Origin of the sequence: Maritimibacter sp. 55A14 (assembly GCF_003122205.1) — a bacterium.
GTDB lineage: Bacteria > Pseudomonadota > Alphaproteobacteria > Rhodobacterales > Rhodobacteraceae > QEYE01.
On record NZ_QEYE01000004.1, the window covers coordinates 98,149 to 114,731 of the forward strand.

General features: G+C 67.7%; 16 protein-coding genes. 7 read left to right on the forward strand and 9 right to left on the reverse strand.

What is annotated here, in order from left to right; all coding sequences use genetic code 11:
• Nucleotides 1-9 precede the first annotated feature (9 nt).
• Both DDZ14_RS04760 and DDZ14_RS04765 read right to left on the reverse strand, forming a co-directional pair.
• Entirely contained in the window at nucleotides 10-453 is a 444-nt protein-coding gene (locus tag DDZ14_RS04760) for a hypothetical protein (protein WP_109423796.1), read from the reverse strand.
• 19 nt (nucleotides 454-472) lie between these two features.
• Nucleotides 473-1,699: an FAD-dependent monooxygenase gene (locus DDZ14_RS04765; RefSeq protein ID WP_109423797.1), complete on the reverse strand. Its 1,227-nt coding sequence runs from the start codon at nucleotides 1,697-1,699 to the stop codon at nucleotides 473-475.
• 86 nt (nucleotides 1,700-1,785) lie between these two features.
• Here DDZ14_RS04765 and DDZ14_RS04770 point away from each other — a divergent pair, with 86 nt between their 5' ends.
• From DDZ14_RS04770 to DDZ14_RS04785, 4 genes are all read left to right on the forward strand, one after another.
• On the forward strand, nucleotides 1,786-3,117 hold the full coding sequence (locus DDZ14_RS04770) for an amidase (protein ID WP_233252485.1): 1,332 nt from the start codon (nucleotides 1,786-1,788) through the stop codon (nucleotides 3,115-3,117).
• Nucleotides 3,118-3,251: 134 nt separating this feature from the next.
• The gene (locus DDZ14_RS04775; protein WP_109423799.1) at nucleotides 3,252-4,436 is read left to right on the forward strand and encodes an aminotransferase class I/II-fold pyridoxal phosphate-dependent enzyme; all 1,185 of its coding nucleotides are present in this window, start codon (nucleotides 3,252-3,254) and stop codon (nucleotides 4,434-4,436) included.
• 19 nt (nucleotides 4,437-4,455) lie between these two features.
• Nucleotides 4,456-7,239 (forward strand): DNA translocase FtsK, encoded by a 2,784-nt coding sequence (locus DDZ14_RS04780; RefSeq protein ID WP_109423800.1) that lies wholly within the window; start codon nucleotides 4,456-4,458, stop codon nucleotides 7,237-7,239.
• Between the two features lie 60 nt (nucleotides 7,240-7,299).
• Nucleotides 7,300-7,911 carry an outer membrane lipoprotein carrier protein LolA gene (locus DDZ14_RS04785; protein ID WP_109423801.1) on the forward strand — a complete coding sequence of 204 codons (612 nt, stop codon included), beginning with the start codon at nucleotides 7,300-7,302 and terminating at the stop codon, nucleotides 7,909-7,911.
• Nucleotides 7,912-7,926: 15 nt separating this feature from the next.
• Here DDZ14_RS04785 and DDZ14_RS04790 read toward each other — a convergent pair whose 3' ends face one another.
• Nucleotides 7,927-8,502 carry a lytic transglycosylase gene (locus tag DDZ14_RS04790; RefSeq protein ID WP_109423802.1) on the reverse strand — a complete coding sequence of 192 codons (576 nt, stop codon included), beginning with the start codon at nucleotides 8,500-8,502 and terminating at the stop codon, nucleotides 7,927-7,929.
• A 228-nt stretch (nucleotides 8,503-8,730) separates the two neighbouring features.
• Between DDZ14_RS04790 and hspQ the strand changes: the two genes are divergently transcribed.
• The gene (hspQ, locus tag DDZ14_RS04795) at nucleotides 8,731-9,057 is read left to right on the forward strand and encodes a heat shock protein HspQ (protein ID WP_109423803.1); all 327 of its coding nucleotides are present in this window, start codon (nucleotides 8,731-8,733) and stop codon (nucleotides 9,055-9,057) included.
• A gap of 23 nt (nucleotides 9,058-9,080) precedes the next feature.
• Here hspQ and DDZ14_RS04800 read toward each other — a convergent pair whose 3' ends face one another.
• Nucleotides 9,081-10,661 carry a gamma-glutamyltransferase family protein gene (locus DDZ14_RS04800; protein WP_109423804.1) on the reverse strand — a complete coding sequence of 527 codons (1,581 nt, stop codon included), beginning with the start codon at nucleotides 10,659-10,661 and terminating at the stop codon, nucleotides 9,081-9,083.
• A 487-nt stretch (nucleotides 10,662-11,148) separates the two neighbouring features.
• Here DDZ14_RS04800 and DDZ14_RS04805 point away from each other — a divergent pair, with 487 nt between their 5' ends.
• Nucleotides 11,149-11,502, forward strand: coding sequence for a DUF2794 domain-containing protein (locus DDZ14_RS04805; RefSeq protein WP_109423805.1), 354 nt, complete (start codon nucleotides 11,149-11,151; stop codon nucleotides 11,500-11,502).
• Nucleotides 11,503-11,507: 5 nt separating this feature from the next.
• Here DDZ14_RS04805 and DDZ14_RS04810 read toward each other — a convergent pair whose 3' ends face one another.
• Both DDZ14_RS04810 and DDZ14_RS04815 read right to left on the reverse strand, forming a co-directional pair.
• On the reverse strand, nucleotides 11,508-12,338 hold the full coding sequence (locus DDZ14_RS04810) for an NlpC/P60 family protein (RefSeq protein ID WP_158275462.1): 831 nt from the start codon (nucleotides 12,336-12,338) through the stop codon (nucleotides 11,508-11,510).
• Nucleotides 12,335-13,723: a M17 family metallopeptidase gene (locus DDZ14_RS04815; protein ID WP_109423807.1), complete on the reverse strand. Its 1,389-nt coding sequence runs from the start codon at nucleotides 13,721-13,723 to the stop codon at nucleotides 12,335-12,337. Before DDZ14_RS04815 ends, DDZ14_RS04810 begins: the two co-directional genes overlap by 4 nt.
• A gap of 159 nt (nucleotides 13,724-13,882) precedes the next feature.
• Between DDZ14_RS04815 and DDZ14_RS04820 the strand changes: the two genes are divergently transcribed.
• The gene (locus DDZ14_RS04820) at nucleotides 13,883-14,533 is read left to right on the forward strand and encodes a carbonic anhydrase (RefSeq protein ID WP_109423808.1); all 651 of its coding nucleotides are present in this window, start codon (nucleotides 13,883-13,885) and stop codon (nucleotides 14,531-14,533) included.
• 25 nt (nucleotides 14,534-14,558) lie between these two features.
• Here the strand turns inward: DDZ14_RS04820 and DDZ14_RS04825 are convergent, their stop codons facing one another.
• The 3 genes from DDZ14_RS04825 to DDZ14_RS04835 form a co-directional block, all read right to left on the reverse strand.
• Entirely contained in the window at nucleotides 14,559-14,927 is a 369-nt protein-coding gene (locus DDZ14_RS04825; protein WP_109423809.1) for a hypothetical protein, read from the reverse strand.
• Between the two features lie 75 nt (nucleotides 14,928-15,002).
• Entirely contained in the window at nucleotides 15,003-15,404 is a 402-nt protein-coding gene (locus DDZ14_RS04830) for a hypothetical protein (protein WP_233252486.1), read from the reverse strand.
• A 142-nt stretch (nucleotides 15,405-15,546) separates the two neighbouring features.
• On the reverse strand, nucleotides 15,547-16,569 hold the full coding sequence (locus DDZ14_RS04835) for an aspartate-semialdehyde dehydrogenase (protein WP_109423810.1): 1,023 nt from the start codon (nucleotides 16,567-16,569) through the stop codon (nucleotides 15,547-15,549).
• Nucleotides 16,570-16,583: the final 14 nt, after the last annotated feature.

Below are 16,583 nucleotides of genomic sequence, written 5' to 3' on the forward strand. Positions count from 1 at the left end.
ACGCGCGCGTCAGCCTTCCGCCCGGCGCAGAAAAAGCGCACCCAGCATGCAGGCTGCGCCCAGCCCGGCCGCGACCACGCCCAGCCCCTTGCCCAGCACCACCACGAAGGGCAGGAAGACGATCAGCGCCAGCACCGCGCCGACCGGGTGAATGTCGCGCCCGTTGCGCAGGTCGGCCAGCAGCCCGTCTGGATAGGGCTCCCGGAGAAAGGTCACCGCGACGCAGAAGCACAGCAGCGCCAGCACCAGCAGTCCGCGGGTGGTGGCGGCGCGGGCCGTGGGTGCGCCGATCAGCACGACAGGCATGGCCACCAGCGCCAGCGGCACCGATATGAAGCGCGCCGCCTGCACGACCAGCGCGTCGGGCGAGGCCAGCAGCACCAGCCCGGTCATGAAAAGGCCCGCGGCCATGAAGACCAGCGCCAGCGGGAAGATCACCGCCGGGCGCGTCATGTAGTGGCGTCCCGCAAGGTCATATCGCCTGCCCTTTCATCAGCCGCGGCAGGTCGCCGGTCAGCCCCGCGGCCTCGCGGATGAAGCGCCGTCTGAGGCCAGGCATCGCGTTGACCGCCCCCATGCCGATGTCGCGCGCCGCCCGCAAGAGCGGGTTGTCATTGGAAAAGAGCCGGTTGACCATGTCGGTGCCAAGCGCCAGCGTGGTCGTGTCCCAACGCCGCCAGCGCTGGTAACGCTCCAACACGTCCGGCGCGCCGATATCCTCGCCCCGGCGGGCGGCGTCGACGATCACTTCGGCCAGCGCGCCCACGTCGCGCAGCCCAAGGTTCAGCCCCTGCCCCGCAATCGGATGGACGCCATGCGCGGCATCGCCCAGAAGCGCCAGCCGCTCGGCCACGAAGGCATTGGCCAGCGTCAGGTTTAGCGGATAGGTGAACCGGGCGCCCTCGAGTGCGATCTCGCCAAGAAAATCCCCGAAGCGGGGCCGAAGCACCGCCAGGTAGTCCGAATCGTCCAAGGCGTTTATGGCCGCCGCGGCCTCGGTCCGTTCGGTCCAGACGATGGAGGAGCGGTTCCCCGGCAGCGGCAGGATCGCAAGCGGGCCCGGCGGCATGAAGAACTGATGCGCGGTGCCGTGATGCGGAAGCTCGTGGCGCAGCGCGCAAACCAGTGCCGTCTGGCCGTAGTCCCAGCCGGTGCGCCCGATGCCCGCGCGCGCCGCCGTGCCGCTGGAGCGCCCGTCGCAACCGACCAGAAGCCGCGCCGCCTGCTGCGCCCCGTCGGCCAGGGTGACGGTGACGCCCCCCGGCCCGGTCTCCTGCGCGACGACCTCCGCCGGCGCGACAAGGGCGATGCGGGGATCGGCGGCCATCGCCTCGTGCAACGCGCGCCGCAGATACCGGTCCTCGATCATGTGGCCCATCGGCCCTTCCTCGATCTCGCCATGATCGAAATGCAGGAACCAGGGCGCGGCGCCTTCGCCCGCGCGCCCGTCCGTGACCTGGATCTCCAGGATCGGCTGGCTCTCGCCCGCCACCTTGCCCCAGACCCCCAGAGCGTCCAGAAGCCTGCGCGAGGCCAGCGCCAGCGCGTAGGCGCGCCCGTCGAAACCCGGATCGGCCTGCGCGGCGGGTTCCAGCGCGTCGATCAGCGTCACCCGCAGCCCGCCCTGCGCCAGGGCCAGCGCCAGAGCCGGGCCGTTGAGCCCGCCGCCCACGATCAGGATATCCGCCGTGCTGTCCATGTCCCTCAATATGCGCGCGCATTGGCGATTGTCCATCCGCCATCTGGGCGCTACCGTCGCGCCGGCAAGAACGCGGGAGGCACCTTATGTCCGAGGACTGGCTCTGGATGAGCGCCGCCGATCTGGGCCGCGGCATCGGCGCGGGCGCGATCGACCCGGCGGCGCTGACCGAAACCTTTCTCGCGGCGATCGACAGCCATCCGCTTGCCGCGCGCATCTATGCCCGCGTCACGCATGAGCGCGCCCGCGCCGAGGCCGAAGCCGCCGCCGCGCGCGCCGCCGCCGGCCTGCGGCGCGGGCCGCTCGACGGTGTGCCGGTGTCGTGGAAGGATCTTTTCGACACAGCCGGGGTGGAGACCGAGGCCGGATCGGCGCTGCTCAAGGGCCGGACGCCGCTTGGCGATGCCGAGGTGCTGCGCAACGCCACCGCGGCGGGCCTCGTCTGCCTGGGCAAGACCCATATGTCGGAACTGGCCTTCTCGGGGCTGGGCTACAACCCGGTCACAGCCACCCCGCCCTGCGTGAACCACGAGAGCGCGGTGGCCGGCGGGTCGTCCTCCGGCGCGGCGGCATCGGTCGCCTTCGGGTTGGCGGCGGCCGGCATCGGCTCCGACACCGGGGGGTCGGTCCGGGTTCCGTCGGCCTGGAACGATCTCGTCGGGTTGAAGACGACCTCCGGGCGCCTGCCGCTCGACGGGGTGGTGCCGCTCTGTCCGCGGTTCGACACGGTCGGGCCGCTCTGTCGCACGGTCGAGGACGCCGCCCTGGTCCTGGCCGCGCTGGAAGGCCGCAATCCGCCCGACCTGGAGGACACGGGGCTGGAGGGCGCCCGGCTGATGGTGCTGGAGACGGCCGCGCTCGAGGATCTGGAAACCGAGCCGCGCGCCGGGTTCGACCGCGCGCTGCGCCGCTTCGAAGGTGCCGGCGCGCAGATCGTCAACGCCGAGATCCCCGAACTTGCCGAAGCGACGGAGATGTCCGGCATTCTCTTTGCCACCGAGGCCTACGGCACCTGGAAGAACATTATCGAGGCCACGCCGGGGCTGATGTTCGTGGAAATCCTGGAACGCTTCCGCGGCGGCGCGCGCCATACCGGGGCGGATTACGTCCAGGCCTGGCAGCGGCTGGATGCGATCCGCGAGATCTGGGCCACGCGCGTCGCCGGTTTCGATGCGGTCCTTGTGCCGACTTGCCCAATCCTGCCCCCCGACATCCGCCGGCTGGGCAAGGACTCGGCCTATTACCAGGAACGCAACCTGCTGACGCTCCGCAACACCCGGATCGGCAACCTGATGGGGCTGTCGGTGCTGACCCTGCCCAGCGGCGTACCGTCGGCCGGCGTCAGCCTTCTTGGCGCCCCGATGGCCGAGGAACGGCTGCTGAGGCTCGGCGCGGCGGCGGAACGCGCCCTGGCCTGAGCGGGTCAGGCCCGAACAGAAATGCCACAACCGCGCGCTGCGGATATTTCCCCGCGTTCTAGGGCTGGACCGGCAGGGGGTGTCTCTGTATCGTGAGTGAAAAGGGGCACTTAGACCCCGAACATGAGGCAGTTATGGCATTCCCGGAGCGGTTTTCGACCCTTCCTGAATATGCGTTCCCGCGCTTGCGCGCGCTTCTCGACGCCTATCAGCCGGGCGCCGAGCCGCTGCACATGTCCATCGGCGAGCCAAAACACCCGTTTCCGGACTGGGTGGCGCGCATCGTCGCGGAGAATGCGGCGGGTTTCGGGGCCTACCCGCCCAACGAGGGCGCGCCGGAACTGCTGGACGCGATATCCGACTGGATCGCCCTGCGTTATGACGTCCGGCTCGACCCGGAACGCCACCTGATCGCGCTGAACGGAACGCGCGAGGGGCTTTTCAACGCCTGCGTGGCGCTCTGCCCCGAGCAGAAGCACGGCCGCATCCCGCTGGTGCTGATGCCCAACCCGTTCTACCAGGTCTACGCTGTGGCGGCGCTGGCTGTGGGGGCCGAGCCCGTCTATCTGCCCGCCCTGCCGGAGACCGGCTTCCTGCCCGATGTGGCGGGCCAGCCGCCCGCGGTGCTGGACCAGACGGCGGTGGTCTATCTCTGCTCGCCATCGAACCCGCAGGGCGCAGTCGCCAGCCGGGACTATTGGGCGGACCTTCTGCGCCTGGCCGAGACGCATGATTTCCGCATCTTCGCCGACGAATGCTATTCCGAGATCTACCGCGGCGATACGCCGCCCGCAGGCGCGCTGGAGGTGGCGGCGGAACTCGGCACCGATCCGGAACGGCTGGTGGTGTTCAATTCGCTCTCGAAGCGGTCCAACCTGCCCGGTCTGCGGTCCGGGTTTGCCGCCGGCGGGCCGGAAAGCATCGCCCGGATGCGCCGCCTGCGCGCCTATGCCGGGGCGCCGCTGCCCCTGCCACTGCAACGCGCCGCGCAGCGCACATGGGCGGACGAGGATCATGTCGCCGCGAACCGCGCCGCCTATGTCGACAAATACCTGATTGCCGACGAGATTTTCGCGGGCGTGCCCGGCTACACGCCGCTTCAGGCGGGATTTTTCCTGTGGCTGCCGGTGCCGGACGGCGAGGCCGCGACGATCCGGCTCTGGCGGGAAACCGGGGTGCGGGTTCTGCCCGGCGACTATCTGAGCCGCGAGGTCGAGGGCCGCTCGCCGGGGCGCGAATTCATCAGGGTAGCGCTTGTGGCGCCCAAGCAAGAGACGCAGCACGGACTGAAGGCAATCCGAAGCTGCCTGTACGACTAAGCACGAGGACGGGGTAGAGATGGCATATCAGACAAGGCAACGCGATCCGCTGCTGGACACCAACATGGCAGCCGCGCTGGAACGGCGCAGCAAGGAGTTGCTGGGGCTGGCGCTGATGGCCGCGGGTCTGGCGGTGGCGATGATGCTGGGCTCCTATGTGCCGGAGGACCCGAACTGGCTGTCCTCGACCGATGCGCCGGCGCAGAACGCGCTGGGACAATTCGGCGCGACCGTGGCCAACATGCTCTACATCACCATCGGCTGGGGCGCCTGGGGCATCTCGCTTCTGCTGGGCGGGTGGGGGCTTCGCTTCGTGCTGCATCGCGGCAACGACCGCGCCATGTCGCGGGTGATCTTCGCACCGATCGCCGTCGCGCTGGCCGCGGTCTATGCCTCGACCCATGTGCCGGTGAGCGACTGGACCCATTCCTTCGGGCTGGGCGGGCTTTTCGGCGACACGGTCCTGGGTGCGGTGCTGGCCTTCCTGCCGGTGGGCGCCGAGGCCGGACTGCGCGTGCTGGCGGTCCTGTCGGGCGTGACGATGGTCTGGATGACGGTCTTCACGTTGGGTGCGGACAAGGCCGAACTGCGCGCCGCCGCGCGGTTCCTGCTGGTGGGCGCGGTACTGAGCTATGCCAGCATCGTCGCGGTGATGTCGCGGCTGGGCGGGCTGACCGCGCGCGGCGTCAAGGTCGCCGGCGCGCTTCACCAGGCCCGCCGGGACGCCGCGCAGGCCCGCGCCGAAGCCCGTGCAGACGAACGCGCAGCCGCCGCGGCCCGCCACCGCGAGCCGGTCGTGCAGCGCGCGATCCCGGTGGCCGAACCGGCACCGCGCGACGACCGCCTGGCCGCGCCGCCGCGCAAGGCCTCCTTCCTGGCGCGGATGCCCATCCTCTCGGCCCGCGCGCCCGATCCCGAGCCGGAACTGGTCGATGCGCAGATCAGCGACGAGGCCGAGGTCAGCGCGCCCAGCGACGAGCGCATCCGCAACAAGATCAACGATGTGATCCGCAGCCGGACGCAGCGGCCCAAGGTGCTGGAGTACCAGGAGCGCGCGGAGCCGCCGATCGGGGCGGAAGCGGCCAGCGTGCCGCCTGCCCCGCGCCTGAACGCCGGCGCGGACCATGCCGACACCCCGCCTGAGCCGGTCTTTACCCGCCGGCGCGCTGCGGCCCCCGCCCCGGCGGCGGAACGCAAGGTGGTCCAGCCCGCCGCGACCAAGTCCGCCGTGCCCAGCCGCCGGGCCCGAGCCGAGGCGCAGCCGGCCTTCGAGTTCGAGGAGAAGGCCGAGGCCTATGCCCCACCGCCGCTGTCGCTGCTGACCCCGCCCACAGATGTCGTGCGCACCCATCTCAGCGACGAGGCGCTGGAGGAAAACGCCCGGATGCTGGAGAACGTGCTGGACGATTACGGCGTCAAGGGCGAGATCGTGAGCGTCCGCCCCGGCCCCGTGGTGACGATGTACGAACTTGAACCCGCGCCAGGGCTGAAGGCCAGCCGGGTGATCGGCCTGGCCGACGATATCGCGCGGTCGATGTCGGCGCTTTCGGCGCGGGTCTCCACCGTGCCGGGCCGGTCGGTGATCGGGATCGAATTGCCGAACGCCACGCGCGAGAAGGTGCTCTTGCGCGAGATCCTGTCGAGCCGCGATTTCGGGGACGGCACGCAGCGCCTTCCGCTTGCGCTCGGCAAGGATATCGGCGGCGAGTCTGTCGTCGCGAACCTCTCGAAGATGCCGCATCTGCTGATCGCCGGGACCACCGGATCGGGCAAGTCGGTGGCGATCAACACGATGATCCTGAGCCTGCTCTACAAGCTCTCGCCCGATGAATGCCGGCTCATCATGATCGACCCGAAGATGCTGGAACTAAGCGTCTATGACGGCATCCCGCATCTGCTCTCGCCCGTCGTCACCGACCCCAAGAAGGCCGTGGCCGCCCTGAAATGGGTCGTCGGCGAGATGGAGGAGCGCTATCGCAAGATGTCCAAGATGGGCGTGCGCAACATCGACGGCTACAACGGCCGCGTGAAGGAGGCGCTGTCCCGCGGCGAGATGTTCAGCCGCACCGTGCAGACGGGCTTCGACGACGAAACCGGCGATCCGGTCTTCGAAACCGAGGAATTCGCCCCCGAGGCGATCCCCTATATCGTCGTGATCGTGGACGAGATGGCCGACCTGATGATGGTCGCCGGCAAGGAGATCGAGGCCTGCATCCAGCGCCTGGCGCAGATGGCGCGGGCGTCGGGCATTCATCTGATCATGGCCACCCAGCGTCCTTCGGTCGATGTCATCACCGGTACGATCAAGGCGAACTTCCCGACCCGGATCAGTTTCCAGGTCACATCCAAGGTCGACAGCCGCACAATCCTGGGCGAACAGGGCGCCGAGCAGCTTCTGGGCATGGGCGACATGCTCTACATGGCCGGGGGCGGGCGGATCACCCGCATCCACGGGCCCTTCGTGTCGGACGAGGAGGTGGAAGAGGTCGTGGCCAGCCTCAAGGCCTACGGCCCGCCGGAGTATGTCGGCGGCGTCGTGGACGGCCCGGACAACGACACGGAAAGCGATATCGACCTTGTTTTGGGCCTCGGCGGCAACACCGACAGCGAGGACGCGCTCTACGACCAGGCGGTGGCAATCGTGGTCAAGGACCGGAAATGTTCGACCTCCTACATCCAGCGCAAGCTGGCGATCGGCTACAACAAGGCCGCGCGGTTGGTCGAACAGATGGAGGATGCCGGGCTCGTGTCGGCCGCGAACCATGTCGGCAAGCGCGAGATCCTGGTGCCCGAGCAGCAATAAATTGCCGGGGTGCGCTGCTTGACAGGTGAACTCCGCCGCAGGGCGCCCTATCTAAGGGACATGAAGACATTGCGCCTGTTCCTCCCCGCCCTTATCGCCGCCGCGCTGGCCCTGCCCGCCGCGGCCGCCGAGAAGATCCCGCTGTCGGAAATCTCGGCCTATCTCAACAGCCTCAAGCGCGCCAAGGGCGAGTTCACCCAGATCAACGCGGACGGGTCGATCTCCACCGGCACGATCTATATCAGCCGACCGAACCGCGCCCGGTTCGAATACGACCCGCCCGCGCACGGGCTGGTCGTGGTGGGGCGCGGCCATGTCGCCGTCTTCGACCGGAAATCCAACACCGCGCCGGAGATGTTCCCGCTGGGGCGCACGCCGCTGTCGATCATCCTGGCCGAGCGCGTCGATCTGGCCGACTCGCGCATGGTGGTGCGCCACACCGGCGACGGCACCGCGACGACGGTCGTCGCGCAGGACCCGCAGCATCCCGAATACGGCAACATACAGCTCAAGTTCACCGACGAGCCGCTGGCGTTACGCCAATGGGTGATCACCAATGAAGCCGGCGATCAGACGACGGTGGTGCTGGGCGAGATGCAGCGCGGGGTCCGGATGGCCGGCAGCCTCTTCGACGTGCCCGATATCGGCCAGCAGCCCGGCCCGACCAAGTAGGACGGGCCGCGCGGCCTAGCGGCGGCACTGGCCAAGCTGGACGGCGTAGATATTCGCCCGGTCCTGAACACTGTCGGCCACCCGCAGAAGCCAGGACTTGCTGTTGTAGCTGCCGCGTTTGAAGCCGGTATGCCCCTCGTGATAGGCCAGATACTGGTTGCGGGCGTCGTATTTCGGGATGCCTGCCTGCTTGGTGCTCTTGTCCATGTACCAGCCCATGAAATCCACCGCGTCGCTGAATTTGTCGCGCTGCGCGAAGCGCCGCCCCGTTTCGTCGCGATACCAGTCCCATGTGCCGTCGATGGCCTGCGCGAAGCCGTAGGCCGAGGATTGCCGCCCCATCGGGATCACACCCAGCGAATACTGCATCGGGGTGCGGGCCTTGCCGTCGAACTTGCTCTCCTGATAGATCGTGGCCAGCTGCACATGAACGGGGACGCCCCAGCGGCGTTCCACCCGTTCCATGTCGCGCATCCAGTTCCGCCGGTCGTCGGCGATCTGGCATGCATCGTCGAGATTGCGCGGCGGGGCGTTCCCCCCGCCGCAGGCCGCGACAAGAAGGAGCACCGCGAATAGTGCCTGTTTTCTCATTTTTCCTGCTCGATCGTCTTGTCTTTTATTGCGCCTAGACTAAGACATTTGCGCCCGAATTGGAACGGTCTAAGCACCACTGCGTTTCCCGATTTGGCGCTTTTCGGGGGCAAACTGTTAAATTGCGGTCCACAGACTGTTTCCAGAATATGGCAGGAAAATGGCAAACCCCCCGTGGACTCAAAGCCTTGGCGGCGTTATCGATTAAGGAAGGGGGCAATTTTAACCATGCAAGCATTGCACGCCAAATACATGCTCGGACAGATCGTGCGCCACCGGAAGCATCCGTTCCGCGGCGTGGTCTTCGATATCGACCCCGAGTTCTCGAACACGGACGAATGGTACGACGCGATCCCCGAAGAGAGCCGCCCGCGGCGCGATCAGCCGTTCTACCACCTGCTGGCCGAGAACGATCAAAGCTACTATGTCGCCTACGTCTCGGAACAGAACCTCGTTCCCGACGAAACCGGCGATCCGGTCGATCATCCCGACATCCCGTCGATTTTCGGCTCGCTCGAAAACGGCTGCTACGATCTCGACGTGCAACTGAACTGACGGCGCCGCGGGGCAGCCCCGCGTCAGTAGCCCAGCGCGCACCCGTCCTTGCGGTGGTCCGACGCGCCGTGGAGCACGCCGTTCTCGTGGTCGATCAGGATCGCCTGCGAGCCGCCGATCGGGCTCTCCGGGATCACCACCTTGTGCCCGAGATCGGCCAGCCCGCGCCGCACCGCCTCGTCATAGCCGCGTTCCACCTGCATCTCGCCCAGCGCGCCGAACGTGCGCGGCGCATCCATCGCTTCCTGCGGTTCCATGCCGAAATCGGCGAGGTTGCTGGCAAAGTGCACGTGGCCGCAGGACTGATAGGCCCCGCCCATCACGCCGAAGGGCATCACCACCCGGCCACCGCGTTTCAGCATGCCGGGAATGATCGTGTGCATCGGGCGCTTGCCGCCCGCAGCCTCATTCGGATGGCCTTTTGCCAGCGTGAAGCCCGTGCCGCGATTCTGGAAATTGATCCCGAACCTGTCGGAGGCCAGGCCGGAGCCGAAGCTGTGGAAGATCGAGTAGATCAGCGACACCGCCATGCGGTCGCGGTCCACCACGGTCAGATAGATCGTCTCCTTGTGGACCTGTTCGCTCAGCGCCGCGGGGGCGTCCATGGCGCGCTTCATGTCGATGAGCCCGGCCAGTTTCTCCGCCGTCTCGGGGGCGAGCATGTGTTCCAGCCGGGTCATATGGTCGGGATCCGCCAGGAACCTGTTGCGGGCGTCATAGGCGAGTTTCGCGGCCTCGGCCTCCAGATGCGCGCGCTCCACCCCGCGCGGATCCATCGCGGTCAGGTCGAAGCGGCTCAGGATGTTGGCCAGCAGGATCGCCACTGCACCCTGGCCGTTGGGCGGGTGCTCCACCAATTCGAACGGGCCGTAGGGGCCCGAGACGGGCTCGGTATAGTCGCAGGCGGTGGCGGCGAAATCGTCGAGCGTATGGACACCGCCCAGCGCATTGAGGCTGGCGACCATGTCCTCGGCCACTTCGCCTTCGTAGAAGCCCGCGCGCCCGTCCATCGCCACGCGCCGCAGCACCTCGGCCTGGCCCGGCGCCCGGAAGACCTGGCCAACGCGCGGCGCCTTGCCGCCCAGCAGATAGCTGTCGCGCGCCGCGCCCTGAAGAGTGTCGGCCGCGATCGCCCAGTCGAACGCCACGCGCGGCGCGACGGGCACCCCGGCCTCGGCATAGTGGATCGCGGGGGCGAGACTGGCCTTCAGCCCGATGCGTCCCCAGTCCTTCGAGAGCCGGCAGAACGCGTCGACCGCGCCGGGGATCGTCACCGCCTCCGGGCTGCGTTCGGGTACTGCGGTCAGGCCCCGTTCCCGCATCCCGGCGGCCGAGAGCGCCGCCGGCGCCCGGCCCGAGCCGTTGAGTGCCACAACCCGGTCTTCCCCCGGCGGGGTCAGGAGCACGAAGCAGTCGCCGCCGATGCCCGTCATCTGCGGCTCGCAGATCCCCAGCAGAATCGCGGCCGAGATTGCCGCGTCCACGGCATTTCCCCCGGATTCGAGCATCTGCACCGCAACCTTGGCGGCCAGCGGGTGTGACGTGGCGCACATGCCGTTGGCGGCGAGGGCGGGGGATCGCCCCGGAAGATGGAAATCGCGCATTAAAACCTCCAGCAAGTCGCGGCCGCCGCAGCCTAGGCGGGTGCCGGGGGCTTTCCAACCGGAAAAGAGGCGAATTGTGGGGGAAGGTCCCCGGCGCCACGCACTGGGTGGGGGCTGTTACACGCGGCGCCGGGGGAAGCTTTAGCAGCTACCCGCTATTTGTCGATGCGCAGTCTGGCCGCGATGTGCAGCAATTACGGCATCTTTGGGAAGTTTGACTCAGGAATTGAAACAATCTGTTTCCCATATCGAACAAAAGCCCCCGCTGGTGGGGCGGGGGCATCTCGTTCCGTTAAGTGCCCCGGTACCGTGGGCTGGGTGGGGGCTGTAAAACCGCGGCACCGGGGTGAGCGTTTCTCGCTACAGGGACATGTATCGCCGGAAATGCGGGCACGGATTTGGAGCGCACGCGGTCAATCCGCGATGATTTTCGGGCGATTCCAAGGCGGCGCTTGATTTAGATCGCCGCGCGGGCAACTCTGTGGGTATGACAGTGCATGATCCGGCAGGTGGTTTCAGGCAGCACGGCCCGCAGCAGCAGGTCATTTTCAACCGTTGGGAGCTGGGAACCATCCTTTCGCTCTATGGCCGCATGGTCGCCGCGGGCGAATGGCGCGACTATGCGATGGGCTTCATGCGCGAGGCGGCCACGTTCTCGGTCTTCCGGCGCAGCGCGGAACATCCGCTCTACCGAATCGAGAAACGCCCGAAACTGCGCGAGCGGCAGGGTCAGTATTCCGTGATCGGCATGGACGGGCGCATCCTGAAGCGCGGCCACGACCTGAAAACCGTGCTGCGGGTGCTGGAACGCAAGTTGATCCGGGCCGTGGAAAACGGCTGACCGGCTCAGATGCGCCGCCGGCTGGTGACCTTGCCGGTCTCGGTCGCCTCGATCCTCCGCATCGCCTCGATTACCGGCTCCAGGGCCACGGCCATGTGATGTGCGTTGGCGTGCAGCAGGGTGCGCGGGCTGGTCATGATCCCGACATGGCCGTTCCAGAACAGCAGGTCGCCACGCTTGAGCGGCTCGCCCTTGTCCAGTGCGCGGCCCAGCGCGGCCTCCTGCATGTCGGTGTCGCGCGGGCAGTCGATGCCGCAGGCTTCCATTGCCCGCTGGATCAGGCCCGAACAATCCATGCCCCAGCGCCCGCCGCCGCCCCAGAGATAGGGCGTGCCAAGGAAAAGCTCCGCCACGCCCGCAGGATCGTCGAAGCGCGACTTCACTGGGGCCAGGTGCACGGTCGGGACGTAATGCCCGGTGTGAATCTTGGCGAACGCGTCCTTGCGGGCCAACACCCGCACCGCCGATCCGAAGAAGATCGAGACCGGCGCCCGCGCCTTCACATCCGGCGACGGGTAGAGATGCGTGGCGGGCGCGACGACCCAATGCGTCGCCGTGACGGCTTTGCCCAGCGCCGTTTCCTCGACATAGCCGACATAGGCGTCGCGTCCGCATTGGCCGAAGGCATGGCCGTTGCGCAGCTCGATGACCGAAAAATCGTCGCCGTAGAGAAGCTGGCTGATCCTCGTGCCGCCGGGCTGGTCCAGGATGTCGGCGATCGGCTGGCGGCACTGGTGGTGCGACGGCTCGACATAGCGCGAGGCCTCGACCTCGCCCTTCAGCGCGGCGTCGGCCACGCGCCCGTTGGCCAGGGTGGTGCGCTTGTCGCGGGTCATGACTTCAGGATCTCCGGCAATGCGTCGAGTATGGCGCGCGCGCCCTGTCCCGTGCCGCCCTTGGGCCGGCCCGGCGCGGCTTCGGGCCGCCATCCGTAAATGTCGAAATGCACGAAACGCGATGTGCGTTCCACGAAACGCCGCAGGAAGAGCGCGGCGGTGATCGACCCGGCGAACCCGCCCTTCGGCGCGTTGTCGAGATCGGCGATGCCGGGCTCGATCATCGTCTCGTAGGGGGCGAAGAGCGGCATCCGCCAGAGCGGGTCGCGCACCCGGTCGGCAGCACGCGCGAGCGCGTCCGCCAGCGTGTCGTCATCGGTGTAGAAGGGTGGCAGGTCCGGGCCCAGCGCCACCCGCGCGGCACCGGTCAGCGTCGCCATGCAGATCAGGCAGTCCGGCGCTTCCTCGTCGGCCAGCGCCAGCGCGTCGGCCAGCACCAGGCGGCCCTCGGCGTCGGTGTTGTTGATCTCCACCGTCAGCCCCTTGCGGGACGTCAGGATGTCCTGCGGCCGGAAGGCGCCGGCGGAAATCGAGTTCTCCACCGCGGGCACCAGCACGCGCAGCCGCAGGCGGAGGCCCAGCTCCATGATCGTCTGGGCCAGGCCCATGACCGTCGCCGCGCCGCCCATGTCCTTCTTCATCAGCCCCATCGAGGCGGCGGGCTTGATGTTGAGCCCGCCGGTGTCGAAACAGACGCCCTTGCCCACCAGCGTCAGCGTCGGGTCGCCGTCGCGGCCCCAGCGCAGGTCCAGCAACCGCGGCGCCTGGTCGGAGGCCCGCCCGACCGCGTGGATCATCGGGAAGTTCGCGGCCAGCAGATCGTCTCCCGAGATCACCGCCACCTCGGCCCCATGCGCCGCGCCCAGCGCGCGGAACGCGGCCTCCAGCGCGTCCGGCCCCAAGTCGGAAGCCGGCGTATTGATCAGGTCGCGGGTCAGGAATTCTCCCGCCGCGATCGCCTCCAGCCGCGCGGCGTCCACGCCTTCCGGGGCGACCAGATGTGCCGCTGCGGGTGGCGCGGCATTGTAGCGGTCGAAACGGTAGCCTGCCAGAAGCCAGCCCAGCGCTGCCTCGTCCCGGTCGCGCGGGTCGAGCCCCTCGGTCAGCATGTAGCTGCCCGACGGCAGCACCGCCGCCGCCCGCGCCACGGTAAATCGCGCCCGCGCCCGGGCTCCAGCATCCCCAAGCCCGCAGAGCACGGCCGCGATCCCGCCATCGGTGTCGGGGCAGAGGCAGGTCTCACCCGCACCGGCGGCGAAACCCGTCGCCCGCACCCAGGCGGCGATCCTGGCGGGCTGTCCGGCCACCCACTCGTCCAGCGTCGCGGGCTCCAGCACGCTCAGCGGCACGTCCCCCGGCCCGGCCTCGGTGAAACGCGGTGTCATATGGCTGCTCTCCCCCCCCGTGAAACCTGCCTCAACCTAGCGATTGGGGGGCGGCCTGCAAGAGCCGTCGGCGCGGCGCGGCGGCGCCGGCGAAAAACCTCTCGAAATCGGGACATGACCGCCTTACATAGTCTGAAACCGGAATGAGGGGTTCGTCACATGGAATTCGCCAGACCGCTGCCGTCCTATCTCGTCAAGCGCTTCCACGGCTGGCAGGCCACGGATTACGCCGGGAACCGGAGCTGGTACAAACGCCTTTCGGACGAAGGCCAGCGGCCGCGCGCCATGATCATCTCGTGCTGCGACAGCCGGGTGCACGTGACCTCGATCTTCGGGGCGGATACGGGCGAGTTCTTCATCCACCGCAACATCGCCAATCTGGTGCCGCCCTTCGAGCCAGACGGCGACCATCACGGCACCTCGGCCGCGGTGGAATTCGCGGTCACGTCGCTGAAGGTCGCGCATGTGGTGGTGATCGGCCATTCGGGCTGCGGCGGCGTGCAAGGGTGCCTCGACATGTGCGAGGGCCGCGCGCCGGAACTGGAGGAGAAGACCAGTTTCGTCGGCCGCTGGATGGACATTCTGCGGCCCGGCTACGAGGCGGTGGCCGATCTCGGCGACATTGCGGTCAAGCGGCGGGCGCTTGAGCAGCGCGGCATCGTCATCTCGCTGGAGAACCTGCTTGGCTTTCCCTTCGTGCGCGAAGCGGTGGATGACGGCGTTCTGACCCTGCACGGCGTCTGGCACGAGATCGGGGAAGGCCGGCTGCACGTCTACGATGCCGCCAGCAAGGCGTTCCAGGAAATCTGACCCGATCCTCGGGCCGACGGCCCGGTCAGTGCAGCAGGACCGCCTCGGTTCCGCCGCCGGGCACCGCCTGCATCGAAAGCCGGCCGAGCCGCGCGGCCAGATCGGCAAGCGGCATTCCCAGGAACCGCATGGTGCAGATGCTCTGGCTGCTGTCGTGGTCGGTCAGGAACAGCCGCCCCTCGCGAAACGCGAGACCGAAGCCCCTGCGATGAAGACCGTCCAGAAGATCCGCCCAGCTTTCCGCCCCGGCCAGGATCGGCCGCAGATGGGCCCGAAGCAACACCGCGGTTTCGCAATCCAGTCGGTTTCCGGTGTCCCCGTTCCGCCAACGAATACTGATATCCGCATCGGCCGCGCCGCCGGCGCCGCCATGCTCCACCACTTTTCTACCCATAACTCACTCTCGCTACCAAACCCCAGTGAGAAAACTATAGCATGATTTTAATATCTTAACTGGCAACAATTCATTTCAGTTGTTTTCACTTCGTGAACCTGTTCGCGCTCTGCGTGTGCGGTAGCAGTGCAGCCGCAACTCCGCGGCGGCATCGTCCACGATCCGCAGGACCGGACGGCCCAGCCGGGCCGCAAGTTCGGTCAGCGGGACGCCCAGGAATCGCCCCGTGCAAAGCACCGCTTCGCTGCCCCGGTGAATCAGCACCATGTGCCCCGCGCGGAAGCCCAGCCGGAGCCCCTTGGCCGCCAGGCTGTCGGCGAGCGACGTCCAGCTATCGGCCAGCGCGAACTCGCGCAGCACATGGGCCCGCAGCAGCGCGGCGGTTTCGCAATCAAGATCGCCGCTTCGGCCGTCTTCGCGCCAGAGCGTCGGGATCGCGGTTGCAAGATCGGTTTCTGTCATGGGCACATGTTTCATGCGCCTGCCCTCCAACGGTTTCGCTGGATATCATGTGGGGAAAGGTGGGCCAAAATTCAGGCGAAATCGGGGAACAATTGTTCACATCGCCGCCACGCGGCGTGAGCGGGCACCCGGCTGCACCGGATACCCGCCGGTTTGCTCATCGCTTGGACAGCACGCGGTTGACCAGCGTCTCGGCGATCTGCACGGCGTTGAGCGCCGCGCCCTTGCGCAGGTTGTCGGAGACGCACCACAGGTTGATGCCGTTGTCGATCGTGGGGTCCTGGCGGATGCGGCTGATGAAGGTGGCATAGTCGCCCACGCATTCCACCGGCGTGACGTAGCCGCCATCCTCGCGCTTGTCGACAACCAGGATACCGGGAGCTTCGCGCAGGATGTCGCGGGCCTCCTCCTCGTCCAGGTGATCCTCGAACTCGATATTCACCGCCTCGGAATGGCCGACGAAGACCGGCACGCGCACGCAGGTCGCCGTGACCTTGATCGCGGGGTCCACGATCTTCTTGGTCTCCGCGACCATTTTCCATTCCTCCTTGGTCTGCCCGTCTTCCAGGAAGACGTCGATATGCGGGATGACGTTGAAGGCGATCTGCTTGGGATAGACGCTGGGCGCCACTTCCTGACCGGGCACGTACATGCCCTTGGTCTGGTCCCAAAGCTCGTCGATCCCTTCCTTGCCGGAGCCGGATACCGACTGGTAGGTCGAGACCACGACGCGCTTGATCGTCGCCCGGTCGTGCAGCGGCTTCAGCGCCACCACCATCTGCGCGGTGGAGCAATTGGGATTGGCGATGATGTTCTTCTTGGCATAACCCTCGACTGCCTGCGGGTTCACCTCCGGCACCACCAGCGGCACGTCCGGGTCGTAGCGGTAGAGCGACGAGTTGTCGATCACGACGCACCCGGCCCTGGCCGCCTTGGGCGCGTAGGTCTTGGTCGCGTCCGAGCCGATGGCGAAGAGCGCGATATCCCAGCCCGTGAAATCGAAATTGTCGAGATCCTGGGTCTTGAGCGTGGCATCGCCGAAGCTGACCTCGGTGCCCAGCGACCGCCGCGACGCCAGCGCCGCGATCTCGTCCACCGGGAACTGGCGCTCGGCCAGGATGTTCAGCATTTCGCGGCCCACATTGCCCGTGGCGCCGACGACAGCGACTCGATAACCCATGTTGCTCTCCTGAT